Annotated in this window: 22 protein-coding genes and 1 riboswitch; of the genes, 11 read left to right on the top strand and 11 right to left on the bottom strand. The window is 70.8% G+C overall.

Annotated elements, in window-relative coordinates; all coding sequences use genetic code 11:
• Nucleotides 1-245 precede the first annotated feature (245 nt).
• The 7 genes from ACFC96_RS29180 to ACFC96_RS29150 form a co-directional block, all read right to left on the bottom strand.
• Nucleotides 246-1001 carry an urease accessory protein UreD gene (locus ACFC96_RS29180; protein ID WP_376614919.1) on the bottom strand — a complete coding sequence of 252 codons (756 nt, stop codon included), beginning with the start codon at nucleotides 999-1001 and terminating at the stop codon, nucleotides 246-248.
• Complete coding sequence (gene ureG, locus ACFC96_RS29175) at nucleotides 998-1675, bottom strand: urease accessory protein UreG (RefSeq protein WP_376263330.1); 678 nt, start codon at nucleotides 1673-1675, stop codon at nucleotides 998-1000. Before ureG ends, ACFC96_RS29180 begins: the two co-directional genes overlap by 4 nt.
• Before the next feature lie 58 nt (nucleotides 1676-1733).
• Nucleotides 1734-2408 carry an urease accessory protein UreF gene (locus ACFC96_RS29170; protein ID WP_376614917.1) on the bottom strand — a complete coding sequence of 225 codons (675 nt, stop codon included), beginning with the start codon at nucleotides 2406-2408 and terminating at the stop codon, nucleotides 1734-1736.
• Between the two features lie 19 nt (nucleotides 2409-2427).
• Complete coding sequence (locus ACFC96_RS29165; RefSeq protein WP_376614915.1) at nucleotides 2428-4149, bottom strand: urease subunit alpha; 1722 nt, start codon at nucleotides 4147-4149, stop codon at nucleotides 2428-2430.
• Nucleotides 4142-4453, bottom strand: a complete 312-nt coding sequence (locus tag ACFC96_RS29160; RefSeq protein WP_376263338.1) for an urease subunit beta — start codon at nucleotides 4451-4453, stop codon at nucleotides 4142-4144. Before ACFC96_RS29160 ends, ACFC96_RS29165 begins: the two co-directional genes overlap by 8 nt.
• Nucleotides 4454-4469: 16 nt before the next feature.
• Nucleotides 4470-4772 (bottom strand): urease subunit gamma, encoded by a 303-nt coding sequence (locus ACFC96_RS29155; protein WP_116501972.1) that lies wholly within the window; start codon nucleotides 4770-4772, stop codon nucleotides 4470-4472.
• Nucleotides 4773-5600: 828 nt separating this feature from the next.
• Complete coding sequence (locus ACFC96_RS29150; protein WP_376263341.1) at nucleotides 5601-5879, bottom strand: type II toxin-antitoxin system Phd/YefM family antitoxin; 279 nt, start codon at nucleotides 5877-5879, stop codon at nucleotides 5601-5603.
• Between the two features lie 230 nt (nucleotides 5880-6109).
• Here ACFC96_RS29150 and ACFC96_RS29145 point away from each other — a divergent pair, with 230 nt between their 5' ends.
• The 5 genes from ACFC96_RS29145 (at nucleotide 6110) to ACFC96_RS29125 (ending at nucleotide 9398) form a co-directional block, all read left to right on the top strand.
• Complete coding sequence (locus tag ACFC96_RS29145; protein ID WP_376263344.1) at nucleotides 6110-6469, top strand: hypothetical protein; 360 nt, start codon at nucleotides 6110-6112, stop codon at nucleotides 6467-6469.
• A 305-nt stretch (nucleotides 6470-6774) separates the two neighbouring features.
• Nucleotides 6775-7410: an ATP-dependent Clp protease proteolytic subunit gene (locus tag ACFC96_RS29140; protein ID WP_376614914.1), complete on the top strand. Its 636-nt coding sequence runs from the start codon at nucleotides 6775-6777 to the stop codon at nucleotides 7408-7410.
• 4 nt (nucleotides 7411-7414) lie between these two features.
• Nucleotides 7415-7726 carry a hypothetical protein gene (locus tag ACFC96_RS29135; protein WP_376263349.1) on the top strand — a complete coding sequence of 104 codons (312 nt, stop codon included), beginning with the start codon at nucleotides 7415-7417 and terminating at the stop codon, nucleotides 7724-7726.
• A 353-nt stretch (nucleotides 7727-8079) separates the two neighbouring features.
• A riboswitch (cyclic di-AMP (ydaO/yuaA leader) is annotated at nucleotides 8080-8257 on the top strand.
• Between the two features lie 3 nt (nucleotides 8258-8260).
• Nucleotides 8261-8734 carry a C40 family peptidase gene (locus tag ACFC96_RS29130; protein WP_376263352.1) on the top strand — a complete coding sequence of 158 codons (474 nt, stop codon included), beginning with the start codon at nucleotides 8261-8263 and terminating at the stop codon, nucleotides 8732-8734.
• Nucleotides 8735-8840: 106 nt separating this feature from the next.
• A complete protein-coding gene (locus ACFC96_RS29125; RefSeq protein WP_376263355.1) occupies nucleotides 8841-9398 on the top strand; it encodes a DUF6328 family protein in 558 nt (185 codons plus the stop codon).
• A 22-nt stretch (nucleotides 9399-9420) separates the two neighbouring features.
• Here ACFC96_RS29125 and ACFC96_RS29120 read toward each other — a convergent pair whose 3' ends face one another.
• Complete coding sequence (locus ACFC96_RS29120) at nucleotides 9421-9855, bottom strand: ATP-binding protein (RefSeq protein ID WP_376614912.1); 435 nt, start codon at nucleotides 9853-9855, stop codon at nucleotides 9421-9423.
• A 273-nt stretch (nucleotides 9856-10128) separates the two neighbouring features.
• Between ACFC96_RS29120 and ACFC96_RS29115 the strand changes: the two genes are divergently transcribed.
• Both ACFC96_RS29115 and ACFC96_RS29110 read left to right on the top strand, forming a co-directional pair.
• Nucleotides 10129-11010 (top strand): helix-turn-helix domain-containing protein, encoded by an 882-nt coding sequence (locus tag ACFC96_RS29115; protein ID WP_376263361.1) that lies wholly within the window; start codon nucleotides 10129-10131, stop codon nucleotides 11008-11010.
• A gap of 9 nt (nucleotides 11011-11019) precedes the next feature.
• Nucleotides 11020-11256 carry a DUF397 domain-containing protein gene (locus tag ACFC96_RS29110; protein WP_376263364.1) on the top strand — a complete coding sequence of 79 codons (237 nt, stop codon included), beginning with the start codon at nucleotides 11020-11022 and terminating at the stop codon, nucleotides 11254-11256.
• Here ACFC96_RS29110 and ACFC96_RS29105 read toward each other — a convergent pair.
• Nucleotides 11240-12400 (bottom strand): 8-amino-7-oxononanoate synthase, encoded by a 1161-nt coding sequence (locus ACFC96_RS29105; RefSeq protein WP_376614911.1) that lies wholly within the window; start codon nucleotides 12398-12400, stop codon nucleotides 11240-11242. The genes ACFC96_RS29110 and ACFC96_RS29105 overlap by 17 nt on opposite strands.
• Nucleotides 12401-12613: 213 nt before the next feature.
• Here ACFC96_RS29105 and bioB point away from each other — a divergent pair, with 213 nt between their 5' ends.
• The 3 genes from bioB to bioD are packed head-to-tail and all read left to right on the top strand — an operon-like array spanning nucleotide 12614 to nucleotide 15870.
• Nucleotides 12614-13831, top strand: coding sequence for a biotin synthase BioB (gene bioB / locus ACFC96_RS29100; protein ID WP_376263370.1), 1218 nt, complete (start codon nucleotides 12614-12616; stop codon nucleotides 13829-13831).
• Nucleotides 13824-15137, top strand: a complete 1314-nt coding sequence (locus tag ACFC96_RS29095; RefSeq protein WP_376614909.1) for an adenosylmethionine--8-amino-7-oxononanoate transaminase — start codon at nucleotides 13824-13826, stop codon at nucleotides 15135-15137. The genes bioB and ACFC96_RS29095 overlap by 8 nt, the downstream gene beginning before the upstream one ends.
• 4 nt (nucleotides 15138-15141) lie before the next feature.
• Nucleotides 15142-15870 (top strand): dethiobiotin synthase, encoded by a 729-nt coding sequence (bioD, locus tag ACFC96_RS29090; RefSeq protein ID WP_376614907.1) that lies wholly within the window; start codon nucleotides 15142-15144, stop codon nucleotides 15868-15870.
• A 5-nt stretch (nucleotides 15871-15875) separates the two neighbouring features.
• On the opposite strand, the gene ACFC96_RS29085 is transcribed toward bioD, so the two are convergent.
• Together ACFC96_RS29085 and ACFC96_RS29080 are read right to left on the bottom strand one after the other, a co-directional pair.
• Nucleotides 15876-16214, bottom strand: coding sequence for a fic family toxin-antitoxin system, toxin component (locus ACFC96_RS29085; protein WP_376263628.1), 339 nt, complete (start codon nucleotides 16212-16214; stop codon nucleotides 15876-15878).
• A 49-nt stretch (nucleotides 16215-16263) separates the two neighbouring features.
• The gene (locus ACFC96_RS29080; protein WP_376263378.1) at nucleotides 16264-16491 is read right to left on the bottom strand and encodes a toxin-antitoxin system HicB family antitoxin; all 228 of its coding nucleotides are present in this window, start codon (nucleotides 16489-16491) and stop codon (nucleotides 16264-16266) included.
• Nucleotides 16492-16668: 177 nt separating this feature from the next.
• Here ACFC96_RS29080 and ACFC96_RS29075 point away from each other — a divergent pair, with 177 nt between their 5' ends.
• Nucleotides 16669-17466, top strand: coding sequence for an ABC transporter ATP-binding protein (locus ACFC96_RS29075; RefSeq protein WP_376614905.1), 798 nt, complete (start codon nucleotides 16669-16671; stop codon nucleotides 17464-17466).
• Nucleotides 17467-17468 lie beyond the last annotated feature (2 nt).

Below are 17468 nucleotides of genomic sequence, written 5' to 3'. Positions count from 1 at the left end.
CCGCCGTCCGGCTGCTTCGACTGGTAAGTCGAGTCCGTCTCAACTGAGGCCTCCGTACATCGATTCGATCATTACTTCGATCGGGTTCTCGATCAGTACGGGGATCCTTGCGCCTGTACCGTCCCTGACAACAGGGACAGTTGACGTTCTTTACCAATCCGATAAACGGTATAACTCGTCCCGGTGAGCGGAATGGGCCCGTACGGTCGTTTGGTTCGGACCGGCCGGGCCCCCTGGGCCGTCGCTCAGGCCAGGCGACGCAGGGCGTCGTCGAGCGTTCCGCGCAGCCGCAGCGCGTCGGACGCGAGGGCCGTGACCAGGACTGCGGGCCCGGCGAGCGGCGTCAGCGCGGCGTTCTCGCCGAGCAGCGCGGGTGGCGGTCTGTCCTTCTCGAACTCGGGTCTCACGAGCACGAGTTGACCGAGCGCCCGGTGTCCCCCGAGCACGGCGGGGCCGTCCCAGCCGCCGGGTGCGCCCGGACCGCAGGCCAGCTCCTGGTCGAGCAGTGGCCGGCCCGCGCGGTGGACGGTGAGCCGGCTGGTCAGCCGGCCGGGTTCCTCCGCGGTGCGACCGAGCACCTGCTCCTCACGCAGCACGAGCCGCGCGCCCGGGGCGAGCTCGGCCCGCGTGGTGACGCGCAGGTCGCTCTCGCACGCGGAGATCAACTGCTCGGGCAGCCAATGCAGTTCGGCCTCGTCGTCGACCGTGAGGCGGACGTCGTAGCGCGCCTCGCCCTTGTTCTGGCCGGGCAGGGCGATCGTCGCGGCGACGGACCCGATGCGCAGCCGGGCACCGGCCTTCGCCCGCGCCTCGACACTCATGTGGTCGCCGCCGAGGGGTCCGCCCATCGCGCCGACGAGCATGACGCGCGCGTCGGGACCGGTCGAGCGAACGCGGCGCAGGGCCAGCGAGCCCTCTCCGTCGAGGACGGGCAGACAGGTGCCGCCCCGGCCGTCGTCGCTCGCCGTGATCCGGGCCGTGGAGCGTACTCCTGCTGTCATGCCGTCCACGCGGTGAGCTGTCCGCGCACCCACTCGGCGACCTCGCGCACCCCGTCGGTGGAACGCAGGGACTGCAGGACGACGGGGAGTTCGGCGCGCTGCGCCTTGGCATCGGCGGACATCCGGGCGAGGTCGGAGCCCACGTACGGGGCGAGGTCCGTCTTGTTGATGACGAGCAGGTCGGCGGTGGTGACGCCGGGGCCTCCCTTACGCGGGATGTCATCGCCTCCGGCGACGTCGATGACGAAGACCTGAGCGTCGACGAGACCGCGCGAGAACGTGGCGGTGAGGTTGTCGCCGCCGGACTCGACGAGGATCAGGTCCAGCGGCCCGACCTCGTCCTCCAGGTCCTCCACGGCCTCCAGGTTGGCGGAGATGTCGTCGCGGATGGCGGTGTGCGGGCACGCGCCGGTCTCCACGGCCGTGATGCGCTCGGGCGGCAGCACGGCCTCACGGAGCAGGAACTCGGCGTCCTCGCGCGTGTAGATGTCGTTCGTCACGACGGCGAGGGACAGCTCGTCGCGCAGCGCGCGGCAGAGCGCGGCCACGGTGGCCGTCTTTCCCGAGCCGACGGGGCCGCCGAGTCCTATACGGAGGGCGCGGCGGGTGCCGTCGGGGCGGCGGGCGTCGGCGCTGACCGCGGCGGGGCCGTCGTGCGAGTGGTCGAGGTGCATGGTGTGACTCCAATCGTTCTGTGTGGCGGACGGGGCGCCTGGGGTGCCAGGTCGCGTCCTACGACGCGAACAGGCGCACAGCCCAGGCCGCGTGGGCCTCGGCCCCCACCTCCAGCAGCGGCGCGGACGCCGCGGGCAATGAATCCGCCCCTTCGGTGACGGCCCGTGCCGCCGCCTCGGCGGCCGCCGTCGCGACGCGGTCGATGTCGTCCGCGAGGCGCGCGAGCCCCGCCGTCGCGTCGAACGGATCGAGGCTGAGCAGCCTGACCGTCGCGGTGGCGGGCCCGCTGACGCTCTCGTACGCGGAGCAGTAGGCGGCGTCGACGGGTCCGAGGCCCGCGGCCCGTGCGGTGAGGCCGAGGACCACCGGCTGGTGCGCCCCCTTGGGGAACCGCCGGGCGAGCGCGTCGAGTTCGGGGTGCGGCCAGGCCGCGCGCGCGGCGCGCATGAGCTGTCTGCCGAGCCTGCGCGCCGCGGCGCGCAGGGCGGGCGAAGGGGTACGGGCGTCAGCGGCCTCGTCCAGGGTGACCGGGTCGAGGCCGAGCGCGGCGGCGGCCGCCAAGGACGCCGACACCAGCCCCGTGGTGTGCAGACGGCCCCGGCAGAACTCCTCCAGGCTCGCCGCGCCGGTGATGCGTCCCGCCTTGACGGCGGCCTCCGCCCCGCCGGAGTGGGCATGCCCTCCGGCGGGGAAGCGGCCGTCGGCCAGGACGAGTAGTGCGGCTCGTGTCATGACTCTTCTTCTCGGCCCGTCAGAACAGGAAGTACCGCTGGGCGAGCGGCAGTTCGGCGGCGGGCGCGGGCTCGACGAGTTCGCCGTCGATGGTGACGGCGAAGCTGTCGGGGGTGACCTCGACCCGCGGCAGCGCGTCGTTCTCCCGCATGTCCGCCTTCGTGCGTCCCCGCGTCGAGCGGATCGGCACGAACTTCCTGTCGAGACTGAGGCGTTCGGGCAGACCGTCGTCGAGGGCGGTCTGCGTCACGTAGAAGAACGAGTTCGATGCCGGGGCCCTGCCGTGGGCACCGAACATGGGGCGGGGCAGGACGGGCTGCGGCGTGGGGATGGACGCGTTGGCGTCACCCATTTGTGCGTACGCGATCTGGCCGCCCTTGATGACGAGCTGCGGCTTGACACCGAAGAACTGGGGGTCCCAGAGCACGAGATCGGCGAGCTTGCCGGTCTCGACGGAGCCGATCTCGCGGTCGATGCCCTGCGCGACGGCCGCGTTGATCGTGTATTTGGCGACATAGCGACGCGCGCGCCGGTTGTCGGCCCGGGTGTCGCCGGGGAGTTGGCCGCGGCGGCGCTTCATGACGTGCGCGGTCTGCCAGGTCCGCAGGACGACCTCGCCGACGCGGCCCATCGCCTGGGAGTCCGAGGACATGATCGAGATGGCGCCGATGTCGTGGAGGACGTCCTCGGCCGCGATGGTGGTCGGCCGGATCCGGGACTCGGCGAAGGCCAGGTCCTCGGGGACCGCCGGGTTGAGGTGGTGACAGACCATCAGCATGTCGAGGTGTTCCTCGACGGTGTTGACGGTGTGCGGCCTCGTCGGGTTGGTCGAGCTCGGCAGCATGTTGGGCAGCGAGACGGCCGTGATCATGTCGGGCGCGTGCCCGCCGCCCGCGCCCTCGACGTGGAAGGCGTGGAGGGTGCGGCCGGCCACGGCGTCGAACGTGGCGTCGACGAAGCCCGCCTCGTTCAGGGTGTCCGTGTGGACGGCGAGCTGCGCGCCGGTGTCCTCGCAGACGTTCAGGCAGGCGTCGATGACGGCGGGGGTCGCGCCCCAGTCCTCGTGGATCTTGAAACTGACGGCTCCCGCGCGCAGTTGGGCGTACATCGACTCGGCGGACGTGGTGTTGCCCTTGCCGAGGAAGCCGATGTTGACGGGGCTCGACTCCATCGCCTCGAACATGCGGGCAAGGTGCCACGCACCAGGGGTGATCGTGGTCGCCTTGGAACCCTCTGCCGGGCCGGTACCGCCGCCGATGAGCGTGGTGACACCGGAGGCGAGCGCCTCGTCGACGATGGTCGGCGAGATGAAGTGGATGTGGGTGTCGATGGCGCCGGCGGTGACGATCTTGCCGTTGCCCGCGAGGATCTCGGTCTCTGGGCCGATGACGAGGTCGGGGTGGACGCCGTCCATCGTGTCCGGGTTGCCGGACTTGCCGATCGCGGTGATCCGGCCGTCCCGCATACCGATGTCGGCCTTGACGATGCCCCAGTGGTCGATGATCACGGCGCCGGTGATGACGGTGTCGGGGGCGCCGTCTGCGCGCGTAGCGCGTGACTGACCCATGGACTCGCGGATCACCTTGCCGCCGCCGAACACCGACTCGTCACCGGAGAGTCCGGGGCCGCCGGAGCGGTCCTCCTCGATCTCGATCAGCAGGTCGGTGTCCGCGAGGCGGATGCGGTCGCCTGTGGTGGGGCCGAACAGGTCGGCGTAGGCGGCGCGGGAGAGTTCAGCCATCGAGGGCACCTCCGGTCCGGCCCCGCAGACCGGGCACGATGCGCCGGCCGGCCAGGGGCACGAGTTCGATGTCGACGGGGATTCCGGGCTCGAAGCGCACGGCGGTCCCCGCGGCGACGTTGAGTCGCAGACCGTGCGCCGCGGCACGGTCGAACTCCAGACCGGGATTGGCCTCGGCGAAGTGGTAGTGGGAGCCGACCTGGACGGGCCGGTCGGCGGCGTTGAGCACGGTCAGACGGGTGACCTCGCGGCCCGCGTTGAACACGACGGGCTCGTCCGCGAACAGGATCTCTCCGGGGATCATGGCAGCGCTCCCCCCGTCAGACGATCGGGTCATGGACAGTGACGAGCTTGGTGCCGTCGGGGAAGGTCGCCTCGACCTGCACATCGTGGATCATCTCGGGGATGCCCTCCATGACGTCGTCGCGCGTGAGCACCTTGCGACCGGACGACATGAGTTCGGCCACGGTCCGGCCGTCACGTGCGCCTTCGAGAATGTGTGACGTGACAAGGGCGATCGCCTCGGGATGGTTGAGCTTCAGACCCCGGGCCCGGCGCTTCTCGGCCACGTCGGCGGCCACATGAATGAGCAGTCTCTCCTGCTCGTGCGGGGTCAGTTGCACGGCTCCCACCTCACAGTCCTTCACTCCGGACCGTGCGGGGTCCGGCTGCCGCGGCCACCGCGACGGGTATAGATGTAACACACAAGAAATGCACACGATCTTGTGCATCCCGGGTTACGAAATCCCCTGGTGACGTGCGGTGCAGGCTAATTGCGGGGAGTTTCAACGAGGTTAACCACCCTTTGACCCGCTCATGACCGCCAGCAGGGCTCACCCATACCCATCAGCGCCTGCAGGCCGCACGGCAAAGTTTCGCTATGGACCTCCCTGAACAGCCCCCGTCAAGCGGCCGCGACAGAGCGTGATCGCCGAGGCACGATGACTCACCGAGACCCTCGAAGGGCACCCGGGCGCGGGGCCGCCGGCACCGACCATGCCGTGACGGCCCGAACGGGTGGGCCGCATCGGCCAGTTCATGACGCCGGGCACGGACGGGGCGCTGCTGGACCCCCTGCCGTATGACGACGGGGCGCTTCGGCGGGGCAGTGCGGTGCGTGCGGTGCGGTGGGGCGCCACGGCGGAACACTTCGGCGGGGCACGGGTCTTGACGCCCTCGATCACGAGGGCGGCGCGAGGGGCTCGGGCTCGTATACGTACGGCTCGACGGGCTGTGCGAGAAGCGGAGCGGGCGCCGCCGAAGGGGCCGAGAGCCCAAGTCGTCCGATCGAGAGCCCAAGTCATCTGATCCAGGCCCTACTTGAGGCCCGTCATACGCATGCGACCTACCAGGTCAGTCAGACTCGCCGGGCCGGCCCGACCCGACCGACCTCCCGACCAGACCGGCCTCCCGACCCGACCGACCTCCCGATCCGACCGACCTGCCCCGGCCTACCTGGCCTCCGGTCCTCGGTGCTCCGCGGCGATGCCGAAGCGGTGGCGGTCGCCTCCGGTGGACGAGGTCGAGCCGATGCTGGAGACGGAGCTGATCACTTGCTCGCCCTCCGGGTCCCCCAGGGCCTCCAGGCGCTCGAGATCGGCGGCGGAGACCAACGCGACGAGCGGCTTGCCGTGCCGGGTCACGACGACGCGCTCCCCGCCGTACACGACGCGGTTGATCAGATCGGCGAGCTCAGCGCGGGCTTGCGTCACCGGAATCTCGTAGGCCATGTCCTCCAGCTTAGACCGGGCCCGCAGCACGGACACGGTCCGTGATCGCGCGACGACCCACGGGTGGGACGGCGGCCCGGGCGGGCAGATGCGAGCCGCCACCGTTGTCAGTGGCCGGGCGTAGCGTCGACGTGTCAACTGTTCGTGCTGCATGGCTGCTTGCGCGGATCCGACGGAGCCCCGCCCGGAACAGCGCCCGCGGCGGGGCCTCGCGCGCCTAGGCTCCGCGCATGGAACAGAGCGAGATCATCTTGCGCGCAATCGGCGTCCTGACCGAGACCCAGGAAATGGTGCGCAGGCTCAGCAAGGATGCCGAGCCCGACATCGAGACCGAGGACGCCCAGCTCGGGCGCCTGGTGACAGAGGTCTTCCCCTCCATCGAGATCCCTGCGGAATCGAGCGTGCAGGAGGCGGCGGAGGCCACCGTCGCGGCACTGATGCCCGTGACGATCTCCTTGGTGGGCGCGTTCGCGTTCCTCTTCTCCGAGCTCGCCGAGGTGCACGACTCGGGCCGGACGGACATCAAGACCGCCGACCTCCTGCAGCACCTCGCGCTGCGCCTGTCCAGTTCGGACGACGGCGACCGGTAGCCACGACACGGGAGAACGGAGCAGGGGGTCGGCCGGCGCCTCGGGCGCGGGCCGACCCCCTTTCACGCCTCCTGCAGCCCAAACCCTCCCTTCGCGCCCCTTGCGGCAAAGCCCTCCCTTCGCGCCCCTTGCAGCACGAGCCCTCCCATCGCGTCCCTGGCGGCACAAGCCCTCCCATCGCGTCCCTTGCGGCAAAGCCCTCCCCTCGCGTCTCTCGCAGCCCGAGCCCTACTCGATCGTCCGTACGTCCTGTACATTTTTTACAGAAGCAGCGACAGAGTTACGCGCTCACGGAGGCATGTGCCATGAACCGACCTTCCGCCCGTTACGTCCTGCCCGAGTTCACCGAGCGCACCTCGGCCGGGCACCGCACTCTCGATCCGTACTCCAAGCTCCTGGAGGAGCGGATCGTCTTCCTGGGAACGCCGATCGACGACACCTCCGCGAACGACGTGATGGCGCAGTTCATGCACCTCGAGTACGCCGCGCCGGACCGGGACATCTCGCTGTACATCAACTCCCCCGGCGGCTCGTTCAGCGCGATGACGGCGATCTACGACACGATCCGGTTCGTCAGCTGCGAGGTCGAGACCGTGTGCCTCGGGCAGGCCGCCTCCGCCGCCGCCGTGCTCCTGGCGGCCGGGACGCCGGGGAAGCGGGCCACGCTGCCCGGCGCGCGCGTGGTGATCCGGCAGCCAGGACTGCCCGAGCCCGCGCAGGGAATGCCGACCGACCTGGAGATCCAGGCCCGTGAACTGGTGCGTATGCGCGGCCAGCTGGAAGAACTGCTCGCGCGGCACACCGGGCAGAGTCACGAGCGCATCGCCGCCGACATCGAGCGGGACACGATCCTCCAGGCCCAGGACGCCCTGGAGTACGGGCTCGTGGACCGGGTCATCGACAACCGCAAGACGTCCGGTCCGGTCCGCGGCGCCAGGTGATCCGGTGACGCTGCCACCCGAACTGCCCCCGCTGCCCGCACTGACACGGGCCGAGTGCGAACTCCTCGACCGCTACCTGGAAGTGGTCGACCTGCTCGGCAGGATCAACCCGGCCAGGGGCAACCACACGTATGGCGGACTGCGGGCCGCGCAAGCGCTCGTCGGCAGGGCGACGGCCCTCCGGGACGCTCTGACGCTCATGCACCACCGGGGCGAGAGCGAGGTCCACGCGACGACGCTGGCTCAGGCTTTGCGGGTCCTGGACGGAGAAAGGAGGACACAACGGGTCACAGTTCCACCGGAGCCGGTCAACTGACAGCACGTTCAAGAACGAAGCGATCGATGCGAACCGTCCGGAGCCGGATCGAAACGGACCAGAAGAGGTACCCACATACGGAGTAGCCGGCACTCGCACATGGGAACCGGAAAAGTTGCGCGGAACGCCGACGCGGAGTCCTGGATTCCGCCTTCCGCTGCTGGTGCGGGCGTCGTCGGGACCCCCGCGCCGGGATGGAAAGGTGCTCTGTCCACCCGAACAGGCCAGTCGTGAGGACACTCACTTAACGCCGGTTCGGCTCTGCGTTCTTGGCGTTCTTGCGTGAAGATCCCTTCCGACGACAAGCCCCCGCCGCCGCGGCGGGGCGGTCCGCGCGGACGCCGAGTCCTGCCGCCGTGCGGATGCCAGGTCGACAGAAGTGGATCGGCAGGAGTGGAGGACCCGAGCATGACGGGCCGCCGGAGCTGTTTTCCGGGCCGGCCCTTGGGGTGAAGCCGCACTGCGCGGCCGGGCAACTTCGCCAGCCCGAATCCGACAGGTCATCCTTCACAGGCGGCTGACGAAGGGTTGCGCATGACCTCGCTCAATCGTGTCCCGTCGCTGCTCACCCGGGCCGGAACGGCCTCGGCCCTCACACTCGCCGTAGCGGGTGGCAGCCTGCTGGTCCCCGGAGCCGCGCCCGAAGCGGACGCCGCGCCACCGGCGACGAAAGCACTCCAGATCGCGGCCTCCAAGAAGGGGAGCCCCTACCGATGGGGCGCCACAGGGCCGCGCACGTTCGACTGCTCGGGCCTGACGCTCTACTCGTTCAAGGCTGCGGGCAAGAAGCTGCCCCGCACCGCCGCCCAGCAGTACAACAAGACCCGCCATGTCTCCGCGTCCCATCGAAAACGCGGGGACCTGGTCTTCTTCCACTCGGGCCGCGGCGTCTACCACGTCGGCATCTACGCCGGGAAGGGAAGGATCTGGCACTCCCCGAAGACCGGTGCCGTGGTGCGGCTCGAGCGGATCTGGACGAAGAGCGTCTGGTACGGGCGCGTGCGCTAGCGCCGCCTGACGGGTCCCCGGGAGCGCTGGGGACCCGTCAGGCGCCGGAGAGTGCTCGCGCGGCCCCGTCCGCCTCGGAACCTCGCAATGGGGTACTCGTGGTCGTATGGACGAGGAGCGAACGGCAGGCGACGAGGCCGCCCCACGCGACCCGGGCCCGCCGAGCGGAGGCCGGGACCGGCACGAGACGCCGCTGGAGCGCGCGGACCGCAACTTCGGCGAACTGCTCCAGGAGCTGAGAGTCACCCAGACAGGCGTGCAGATCCTCTTCGCGTTCCTGCTGACGCTGGCGTTCACTCCGCGGTTCGCGGCGCTGGACTCCGTGCAGCGCGCGACCTACATCGCGACGCTGCTGCTCGCGGTGCTCGCCGCCGCGCTGTTCACGGCGCCCGCGGCGCTGCACCGCGCCTTGTTCCGGCGCGGCGCCAAGCCGCAGATCGTGCAGATGTCCTCGCGCCTCGCCACGGCCGGCCTGAGCGTACTGGTGCTCGCCCTGACCGGGTCCGTGCTGCTCGTCGTGGACGTCGCGGCGGGGCGGGCGGCCGGGATCGCGGCGGGTGCGGGCACGTTCGCGGTCTGTGCGGGCCTGTGGGGCGTGCTGCCGCGTCTGGTGCGGCGCTCGCTCGCGCGGGCGAAGGAGGGGACGGACACCCCGTCCCCGTAGCCGCTCGCCACCCGCCGCCTTTTCACACCTGCTGGACAGGGACCGTCCACGGCAGGGCGATCCACACGGTCTTGCCGCCTTCGGGGGTGGGCATGACCGACAGGCTCCCGCCGCACTCGGCGGTCAGCCAACGGATGATCACCATGCCGCGCCCGTTGTCCTGCTGGACGGCGGCCGGGAGCCGCTTCGGGTGGCGAGGGTGGCTGTCCGTGACGCCGATGCGCAGGTGTTCGTCACGCTCCAGCTGCACGTCGACCTTGAAGACGGGCGACTGTCCGCGGGTGTGCATCACGGCGTTCGTGGCGAGTTCGGAGACGATGAGCCGGACCGTGTCGGCGGTTTCCGCGTCGCGCGGCATGCCCCATTCGGCGAGTACGTCACCGACATATGTGCGGGCCGAGGAGACCGAGGCGGGATCGCTCGGCAGAGTGACGGATGCTTCCTGGTGATCTGCCATGGCGACGTCGTCCCTTTTTTCGCCGGGGCCTGAATCCGACACATGGCGGATGACTCGAGGCGCCCCCCGGACTGGTGCTTCGCGCCAGAGTGCCACTCCCGCCCGGCCGGTGGAGCCGATCCCCCGAGATATGCATATATCTGTCGCTCGAAGCGGTGAACTCTGCGTCGATGGCCCGCATTTGGGCGCAGGCCGCCGGCTTCCTCTACGGTCGGCTCAGCACACCGATCCGCCCGGCCTGAAGGAGCCGGGCCGCAGGTCCGAGGAGACGGGATGAAACACGGTCCGGCGGTGCGCCGCCGCAGGCTCGGCGCGGAACTGCGCGCGCTGCGTGCCCGCGCGGGACTCACCAGTGGTGAGACGGCCCGGCTCGTCGGCTGGCACCAGTCGAAAGTGAGCCGTATCGAGACCGGGCACAGCGGCGTGAAAGCGTCGGACGTCCGGCTCCTGCTGGACGCGTTCGAGGTCACGGACCCCGGGATACGGGACCTGCTGGTCGCCTTGGCCGGATCGGGCGACGACGGCGGCCGGCACTGGTGGCACGCCTACCGAGGTCTTCTGCCGCCCGCCTACCGGGACTTCATCAGCCTGGAGTCGCAGGCGTGCCGGGTCAGGACGGTCGAGACGTCCGTCGTGCCGGGCCTCCTCCAGACGCCCGACTACGCGCGTGCGGTGACCAGGGCCGCGCTCGGCGGGCTGCCGGACGGACAGGTCGACGCACTGGTCGAGGTGCGGATCGCCCGGCAGGACGTGCTGCGTTCCGCGTCACCGCTCCGGCTCAGCGCGGTGCTCGACGAGGCGGTGCTGCGGCGGCCGGTGGGCGGTCCCCGGGTGATGGCGGAGCAGCTGCGCCATCTGGCCGCCGTGGCGAAACTTCCCCATGTACGGCTTCAGGTATTGCCGTTCACCGCAGGGGAGCATGTCGGACTAACCGGCCCTTTCGTTGTTTTCTCATTTCCGAACACTTCTGATCTGGACGTAGTGGTTCTCGACCAATTGACGAGTAGCCTCTACCTCGAACGGAAAGAAGACCTCAAGGCGTACACGGACGCCTTTGACACCCTTCGGATCCACGCCCTTTCGCCCGGGGACTCGCTGGATTTCATCGCCGGGATCGCCGGAGCGCACCGCCCTTGGGACAGTGAAAGCACGTAAGGAGGCACCATGTCAGCACTGCCTCGGTACGTACCATCTGCCGCGGTTCCCAGCACCTCTCTGCACGACGCGCCATGGCGGCGAAGCAGCCGAAGCACCGGAATGAACAACTGCGTCGAGACCGCTCCGCTGCACCATGGCCCCTCGGCCGGACTCCTCGCCGTGCGCGACTCCAAGCGCACGGCCGGACCCGCGCTGCTGTTCTCGCCCTCCGCCTGGGAGGGATTCCTCAACTCCTTGCGGTGAACGCCGAGTCAGGAGCATTGCGGCTGATCACCCGTACCGCCTGGGCGATTTGATCGTCGGTCAGGTCGGCGCGGGCGGTCAGCCGCAGCCGTGAGATGCCGTCCGGCACCGACGGGGGACGGAAGCAGCCGACGGCGAGGCCGGCTTCGCGGCAGTCCGCCGCCCAGCGCACCGCCTCCTCGGGGGACGGCGCGCGCACGGAGACGACGGCGGCGTCGGGCCGTACGGCCTGGAGCCCCTCGGCCGTGAGGAGTTCGTGCAGCGAGGACGCCACGGCGCGGGCCCTTTCGGCGCGCTCGGGTTCGCGGCGCAGCAGACGCAGGGCCGCGAGCGCGGCGCCGGCGGCCGCGGGCGCGAGGCCCGTGTCGAAGATGAACGTCCGAGCGGTGTTGACGAGATGGTCGATCACCCGGGCCGGACCGAGGACGGCGCCGCCCTGACTGCCGAACGACTTGGAGAGGGTGACCGTGACGACGGTGTCGTCCGCGCCCGCGAGCCCCGCCGCCTGCGGCGCGCCCCTGCCGCCGTCACCGAGCACGCCGAGCCCGTGCGCGTCGTCGACGATCAGACCTGCCCCGAACTCCCTTGCCACCCGCGCGAGTTCGTCCAGTGGAGCCGCGTCGCCGTCCACCGAGAAGACGGAGTCCGAGACGACGACGGCCTGTCCCTGATGCGTGTCGAGGGCCTTGCGGACGGCGTCGGGGTCGGCGTGCGGGACGACCTGCGTCGCGCCGCGAGCGAGCCGGCAGCCGTCGATGAGGGAGGCATGGTTGCTCGCGTCCGAGACGATCAGCGATCCGTGCGGGGCGAGAGCGGTCACGGCGGCGAGATTGGCGGCGTAGCCGGACGACAGAACCAGCGCCGCCTCGAAACCGCAGAACTCGGCCAGTTCGCGCTCGAGTTCGGCGTGCAGTTCCGTGGTGCCCGTGACGAGCCGCGAGCCGGTGGCGCCGCCACCCCAGCGCTGCGCCGCGTCCGCCGCTCCTGCGGTGATCTCGGGGTGTCGCGTGAGGCCGAGGTAGTCGTTGCTCGCGAGATCGAGGAGGGGGTTCGATGCGGGGCGGGGGCGCAGCGTGCGGACGAGTCCGGCGCCGCGGCGCACGCGCTCCTGCTCGTCGATCCAGCCGAACGGCGATGCCGCCATGTGAGTCCCTCCGCCCGGCCGTCGGGCGACCGGTTCTCGAGTGGGGTGTGCAGTCCCGTGCCCGCTGCTGTCCTGCACACAGTTTTGTAGGCAGTGCACAGACACTAGCGGGACATCCAGCCGCCCAGGGTGTGGCAATACCCACACCTCGAACCGGCAGAGTTGTGCAAAGCCTCCTTGGCCTGAGCAGGGCGCGTAGGCCAGGATCGGGCCATGGACCTGCTGAACACGCTGGTGGACAAGGGGCTGCGGCGCGAGCTGCCCAGCCGTGAAGAAGCGCTCGCCGTTCTGGCGACTTCCGACGACGAACTGCTCGATGTGGTGGCCGCGGCCGGCAAGGTGCGGCGGCAGTGGTTCGGGCGCCGGGTGAAACTCAACTATCTGGTGAACCTCAAGTCGGGCCTGTGCCCCGAGGACTGCTCGTACTGCTCGCAGCGGTTGGGGTCCAAGGCCGAGATCCTCAAGTACACGTGGCTGAAGCCCGACGAGGCGTCGAAGGCCGCGGCCGCCGGTGTCGCGGGCGGCGCGAAGCGGGTCTGCCTGGTGGCGTCCGGGCGCGGGCCGACGGACCGCGACGTCGACCGTGTCTCGGAGACGATCGGCGCGATCAAGGAGCAGAACGAGGGCGTCGAGGTGTGCGCCTGCCTCGGTCTGCTCTCCGAGGGCCAGGCCGAACGGCTGCGCGGCGCGGGCGCCGACGCGTACAACCACAACCTCAACACCTCCGAGGGCACGTACGGCGACATCACGACGACGCACACCTACGCTGACCGCGTCGACACGGTGCAGAAGGCCCACGCGGCCGGTCTGTCCGCCTGCTCCGGGCTCATCGCGGGCATGGGCGAGAGCGACGAGGACCTGGTCGACGTCGTCTACTCGCTGCGCGCGCTCGACCCGGACTCGGTGCCGGTCAACTTCCTGATCCCCTTCGAGGGCACGCCGCTCGCCAAGGAGTGGAACCTGACTCCGCAGCGCTGCCTGCGGATCCTCGCGATGGTCCGCTTCGTCTGCCCCGATGTCGAGGTGCGGATCGCGGGCGGGCGCGAGGTGCACCTGCGCTCGATGCAGCCGCTGGCGCTCCACCTCGCCAACTCCATCTTCCTCGGCGACTACCTGACGAGTGAGGGCCAGGCGGGCAAGGCGGACCTGGACATGATCACGGACGCCGGGTTCGAGGTCGAGGGCACCGACCAGGTCACGCTGCCCGAGCACCGGGGCGGGCCGTGTGGTTCCGACGCGGAGGCGGCCTGCGGTTCCGGCGCGCACGCGGCCTGCGGTTCCGGCGCGGGTTCGGCCTGCGGTTCCGGTGAGGGGTGCGGCTCCCATGAAGAGGCTGCGCAGTCCCCCGTCGCCGAGGTGCCCGAGGCGCGCACGGACCTGGTCGCCGTACGCCGCCGGGGTGCCGGTACGGATCTCGCGCCCAATGCCTGAGCTGCCCGGGCCCGCGGTGACGGGGCTGCCCGTGGCGGAGCTGCTCGACCTCGACCGGCGGCACGTCTGGCATCCGTACGGTCCGATGCCGGGGCGGCAGGAGCCGTTGGTCGTCGAGTCGGCGGCCGGGGTACGGCTGCGACTCGCCGGTGAGAGCGGTCAGGGCGCCGAGCTGGTCGACGGGATGTCGTCGTGGTGGTCGGCGATCCACGGCTACAACCACCCCGTGCTCAACGAGGCGGTGCGCGACCAGCTCGACCGGATGAGCCACGTCATGTTCGGCGGGCTCACCCACGAGCCCGCCGTCGGGCTCGCGAAGCGTCTTGTCGACATGTCGCCGGAGGGGCTCGAGCATGTGTTCCTCGCCGACTCGGGCTCCGTGTCCGTCGAGGTCGCGATCAAGATGTGTCTCCAGCACTGGCGTTCCCTCGGGCGGCCGGAGAAGCGCCGCCTGTTGACGTGGCGCGGCGGCTATCACGGCGACACCTGGCAGCCGATGGCGGTCTGCGACCCCGAGGGCGGCATGCACGAGCTGTGGTCGGGGGCGCTGCCGAAGCACGTGTTCGCCGACGCCCCGCCCACCGGGTACGAGCAGGCCTACGCGGATCATCTGCACGAGCTGATCGGGCGGCACGCCCATGAGCTGGCGGCCGTCATCGTGGAGCCCGTGGTGCAGGGCGCGGGCGGGATGCGGTTCCACTCCCCCGCGTATCTGCGGGTCCTGCGCGAGGCCTGCGACGCACACGACGTGCTCCTCGTGTTCGACGAGATCGCCACGGGGTTCGGCCGGACCGGGGCCCTGTTCGCCGCTGAGCACGCGTCGGTGACTCCCGATGTGATGTGTGTCGGCAAGGCTCTGACCGGCGGCTACATGACGCTGGCTGCGACGCTGTGCACGGCGCGTGTGGCGGACGGGATCTCGCGCGGCGACGTGCCGGTGCTGGCGCACGGGCCCACCTTCATGGGGAACCCCCTCGCCGCCGCGGTGGCCTGCGCCTCGATCGACCTCCTGCTCGGGCAGGACTGGGCGACGGAGGTCAAGCGGATCGAGTCGGGGCTGAGCGAATCGCTCGGCGCCGCCTCGGAGGTGCCCGGAGTGCGCGATGTGCGCGTGCTCGGCGCGATCGGGGTCGTGCAGCTGGACCACGAGATCGACATGGCTGCGGCCACGCGGGCGGCGGTGCGCGAGGGCGTGTGGCTGCGGCCGTTCCGCGACCTCGTGTACACGATGCCTCCGTACATCACGGGGGACGAGGATCTGGCACGGATCGGCCGCGCGGTGTGCGCGGCCGCGCGGGAGGGCTGAACACATGACAGTACTGGTGGTCACGGGGACCGGAACCGAGATCGGCAAGACGGTCACGACGGCGGCCGTGGCGGCCGCCGCGCTGGCCGCGGGGCGTTCGGTGGCCGTCCTGAAACCGGCCCAGACCGGTGTCGGGCCCGGTGAGCGCGGGGACGCCGACGAGGTGACGCGCCTGGTCGGCGGCGGGGTGACGGCCGTGGAACTGGCGCGGTACCCCGAGCCGCTGGCGCCCGCGACGGCCGCTCTGCGCGCCGGCCTGCCCCCGGTGCGCCCGCACGAGGTGGCCGACGCGGCGGCGAAGCTGGCGACGGACCACGACCTGGTCCTGGTCGAGGGCGCGGGCGGCCTGCTCGTGCGGTTCGACGCGGACGGGGGCACGCTCGCGGATGCCGCCGGGCAGCTGCGCGCGCCGGTCCTCGTCGTCGCGGCGGCGGGGCTCGGCACGCTCAACTCGACGGCCCTGACGACGGAGGCCCTGCGCGCCCGGGACCTGACGCCGCTCGGCGTGGTCGTCGGCAGCTGGCCGGAGCATCCCGACCTCGCGGCCCGCTGCAACCTCGCGGACTTCCCCGAGGTCTCGGGGACGAAGCTCCTCGGCGCGATCCCCGAGGGGGCCGGTGCGCACCCCGACTTCCGCGCAGCCGCGCCGAGTTGGCTGGCGCCGGAGCTGTCGGGCACATGGGACGCGGCGGCGTTCACCACGAGCGCCGAGGTGCCCCCGGTGAGTGCCTAGGGGCCTCACAGGCTCCAGCTGCGCAGTTCCTCCGCGATGTCGTGCACGGTCGCCCCGCCGTCCTTGACCAGGCGGGCCAGTTCCCTGACCTGGTCGGGCGACGTGGCGACCTTCAGGCCGCTCGCGACGAGATAGGCGTACGCGACGGCCGACGCGAACATCGCGTTCGAGCGTTCGAGAGCAGGGACGTGGAGGAGCAGCTGGAGCAGTGCGGCGGCCCGCGCCTGCGGGCTGTCGTACACGGCGGTCCCGAATATCTCGGCCTCGTGCCGGCTGACGGCTGCGACGAGCGCGCCCCAGTCGGTCACCTGAGGGTCTCCGGGCGTCTTCTGTTCGGCGATCATGAGAAGCCAGGCAAGGTCGATCCGCACGTTCTTCGATTCGCTCAAGGGCTCAGCGTCGGCCGTCGCGTTCCGCGCCGAATTCCTCGGCGAACACGGATTCGTACTGCTTCATGAAGTCGGCGGCCGCCTCGACGAACGTCCGGCCGAGCTCGCCCGCGTCCTGTCTGACCAGCTCCTCGATGTACCGGTTCACACTCACGCCGCGCGCCAGCGCACGCTCACGCGCGGCTCGGGCGGTGTCCTCGTCCACCCGTACGTTCAGCTGAGTCTTCGCCATGACTTCACGCTAGCGCCGACGTGCTAGCACCGGCAAGAAGACGCCGAATGTGCCCCTTACACGCGTATCGGGAGCCCGACCTCGGAGGGATACCGCGCGTGTGACGCACCCCACTACTCTCGTACGCGACACGGGAGTCGGTACGGCCAGGACGACGGCGAGACCCAGGAGGCGGCCTTGTCCACAGCGGCAGCAGAACAGCCCCACGGCCTGGCGGAGGCGGGCGACGTCGCCGCCCGCGCTCGGGGCCTGACCAAGGCGTACGGGTCCGGGGAGACCTCCGTTCTCGCGCTCGACTCGGTCGACGTGGACATCGCGCGCGGCCGGTTCACCGCGGTCATGGGCCCCTCGGGATCGGGCAAGTCCACGCTGATGCACTGTCTGGCCGGGCTCGACTCGGTCTCCGCGGGCCAGGTGTGGCTCGGGGGCACCGAGATCACGGGCCTGCGCGACAAGGAGCTGACGCGGTTGCGGCGCGACCGGATCGGCTTCATGTTCCAGTCCTTCAACCTCATTCCGACGCTGAACGCGGCGGAGAACATCACGCTGCCGATGGACATCGCGGGCCGCACCCCGGACGCGGAGTGGCTGAAGCAGGTCATCGACACGCTGGGCCTCGGCGACCGGCTGGGGCACCGTCCCGCGCAGCTCTCCGGAGGTCAGCAGCAGCGGGTGGCCTGCGCGAGGGCGCTCGCCTCGCGACCGGAACTCATCTTCGCGGACGAGCCGACCGGGAACCTGGACTCGCGTGCGGGCCTGGAGGTACTCGGGTTCCTGCGCGAGGCGGTGGACGGCCTCGGGCAGACCGTCGTGATGGTGACGCACGACCCCGGCGCCGCGGGCCACTCCGACCTGGTGCTCTTCCTCGCCGACGGCCGCCTCGTGGACGAGATGCCGCGGCCCACGGCGGAGGCGGTCCTGGAGCGCATGCGTCTGTTCACCGGGGGCAACAACCCCCACAACTCCCAGCCTTAGAG

The sequence above is a fragment of the Streptomyces sp. NPDC055955 genome, assembly GCF_042270245.1.
Taxonomy (GTDB): Bacteria; Actinomycetota; Actinomycetes; order Streptomycetales; family Streptomycetaceae; genus Streptomyces.
Note: the sequence above shows the minus strand (reverse complement) of the source record. Positions and strands in the feature narration are given on the sequence as shown.

Excerpts from the sequence above, each read along its gene's own strand:
- ACFC96_RS29180 (WP_376614919.1), bottom strand. The coding sequence starts at position 1,001 with ATGACAGCAGGAGTACGCTCCACGGCCCGGATCACGGCGAGCGACGAC.
- ureG (WP_376263330.1), bottom strand. The coding sequence starts at position 1,675 with ATGCACCTCGACCACTCGCACGACGGCCCCGCCGCGGTCAGCGCCGAC.
- ACFC96_RS29170 (WP_376614917.1), bottom strand. The coding sequence starts at position 2,408 with ATGACACGAGCCGCACTACTCGTCCTGGCCGACGGCCGCTTCCCCGCC.
- ACFC96_RS29165 (WP_376614915.1), bottom strand. The coding sequence starts at position 4,149 with ATGGCTGAACTCTCCCGCGCCGCCTACGCCGACCTGTTCGGCCCCACC.
- ACFC96_RS29160 (WP_376263338.1), bottom strand. The coding sequence starts at position 4,453 with ATGATCCCCGGAGAGATCCTGTTCGCGGACGAGCCCGTCGTGTTCAAC.
- ACFC96_RS29150 (WP_376263341.1), bottom strand. The coding sequence starts at position 5,879 with ATGGCCTACGAGATTCCGGTGACGCAAGCCCGCGCTGAGCTCGCCGAT.
- ACFC96_RS29145 (WP_376263344.1), top strand. The coding sequence starts at position 6,110 with ATGGAACAGAGCGAGATCATCTTGCGCGCAATCGGCGTCCTGACCGAG.
- ACFC96_RS29140 (WP_376614914.1), top strand. The coding sequence starts at position 6,775 with ATGAACCGACCTTCCGCCCGTTACGTCCTGCCCGAGTTCACCGAGCGC.
- ACFC96_RS29130 (WP_376263352.1), top strand. The coding sequence starts at position 8,261 with ATGACCTCGCTCAATCGTGTCCCGTCGCTGCTCACCCGGGCCGGAACG.
- ACFC96_RS29125 (WP_376263355.1), top strand. The coding sequence starts at position 8,841 with ATGGACGAGGAGCGAACGGCAGGCGACGAGGCCGCCCCACGCGACCCG.
- ACFC96_RS29120 (WP_376614912.1), bottom strand. The coding sequence starts at position 9,855 with ATGGCAGATCACCAGGAAGCATCCGTCACTCTGCCGAGCGATCCCGCC.
- ACFC96_RS29115 (WP_376263361.1), top strand. The coding sequence starts at position 10,129 with ATGAAACACGGTCCGGCGGTGCGCCGCCGCAGGCTCGGCGCGGAACTG.
- ACFC96_RS29110 (WP_376263364.1), top strand. The coding sequence starts at position 11,020 with ATGTCAGCACTGCCTCGGTACGTACCATCTGCCGCGGTTCCCAGCACC.
- ACFC96_RS29105 (WP_376614911.1), bottom strand. The coding sequence starts at position 12,400 with ATGGCGGCATCGCCGTTCGGCTGGATCGACGAGCAGGAGCGCGTGCGC.
- bioB (WP_376263370.1), top strand. The coding sequence starts at position 12,614 with ATGGACCTGCTGAACACGCTGGTGGACAAGGGGCTGCGGCGCGAGCTG.
- ACFC96_RS29095 (WP_376614909.1), top strand. The coding sequence starts at position 13,824 with ATGCCTGAGCTGCCCGGGCCCGCGGTGACGGGGCTGCCCGTGGCGGAG.
- bioD (WP_376614907.1), top strand. The coding sequence starts at position 15,142 with ATGACAGTACTGGTGGTCACGGGGACCGGAACCGAGATCGGCAAGACG.
- ACFC96_RS29085 (WP_376263628.1), bottom strand. The coding sequence starts at position 16,214 with ATGATCGCCGAACAGAAGACGCCCGGAGACCCTCAGGTGACCGACTGG.
- ACFC96_RS29080 (WP_376263378.1), bottom strand. The coding sequence starts at position 16,491 with ATGGCGAAGACTCAGCTGAACGTACGGGTGGACGAGGACACCGCCCGA.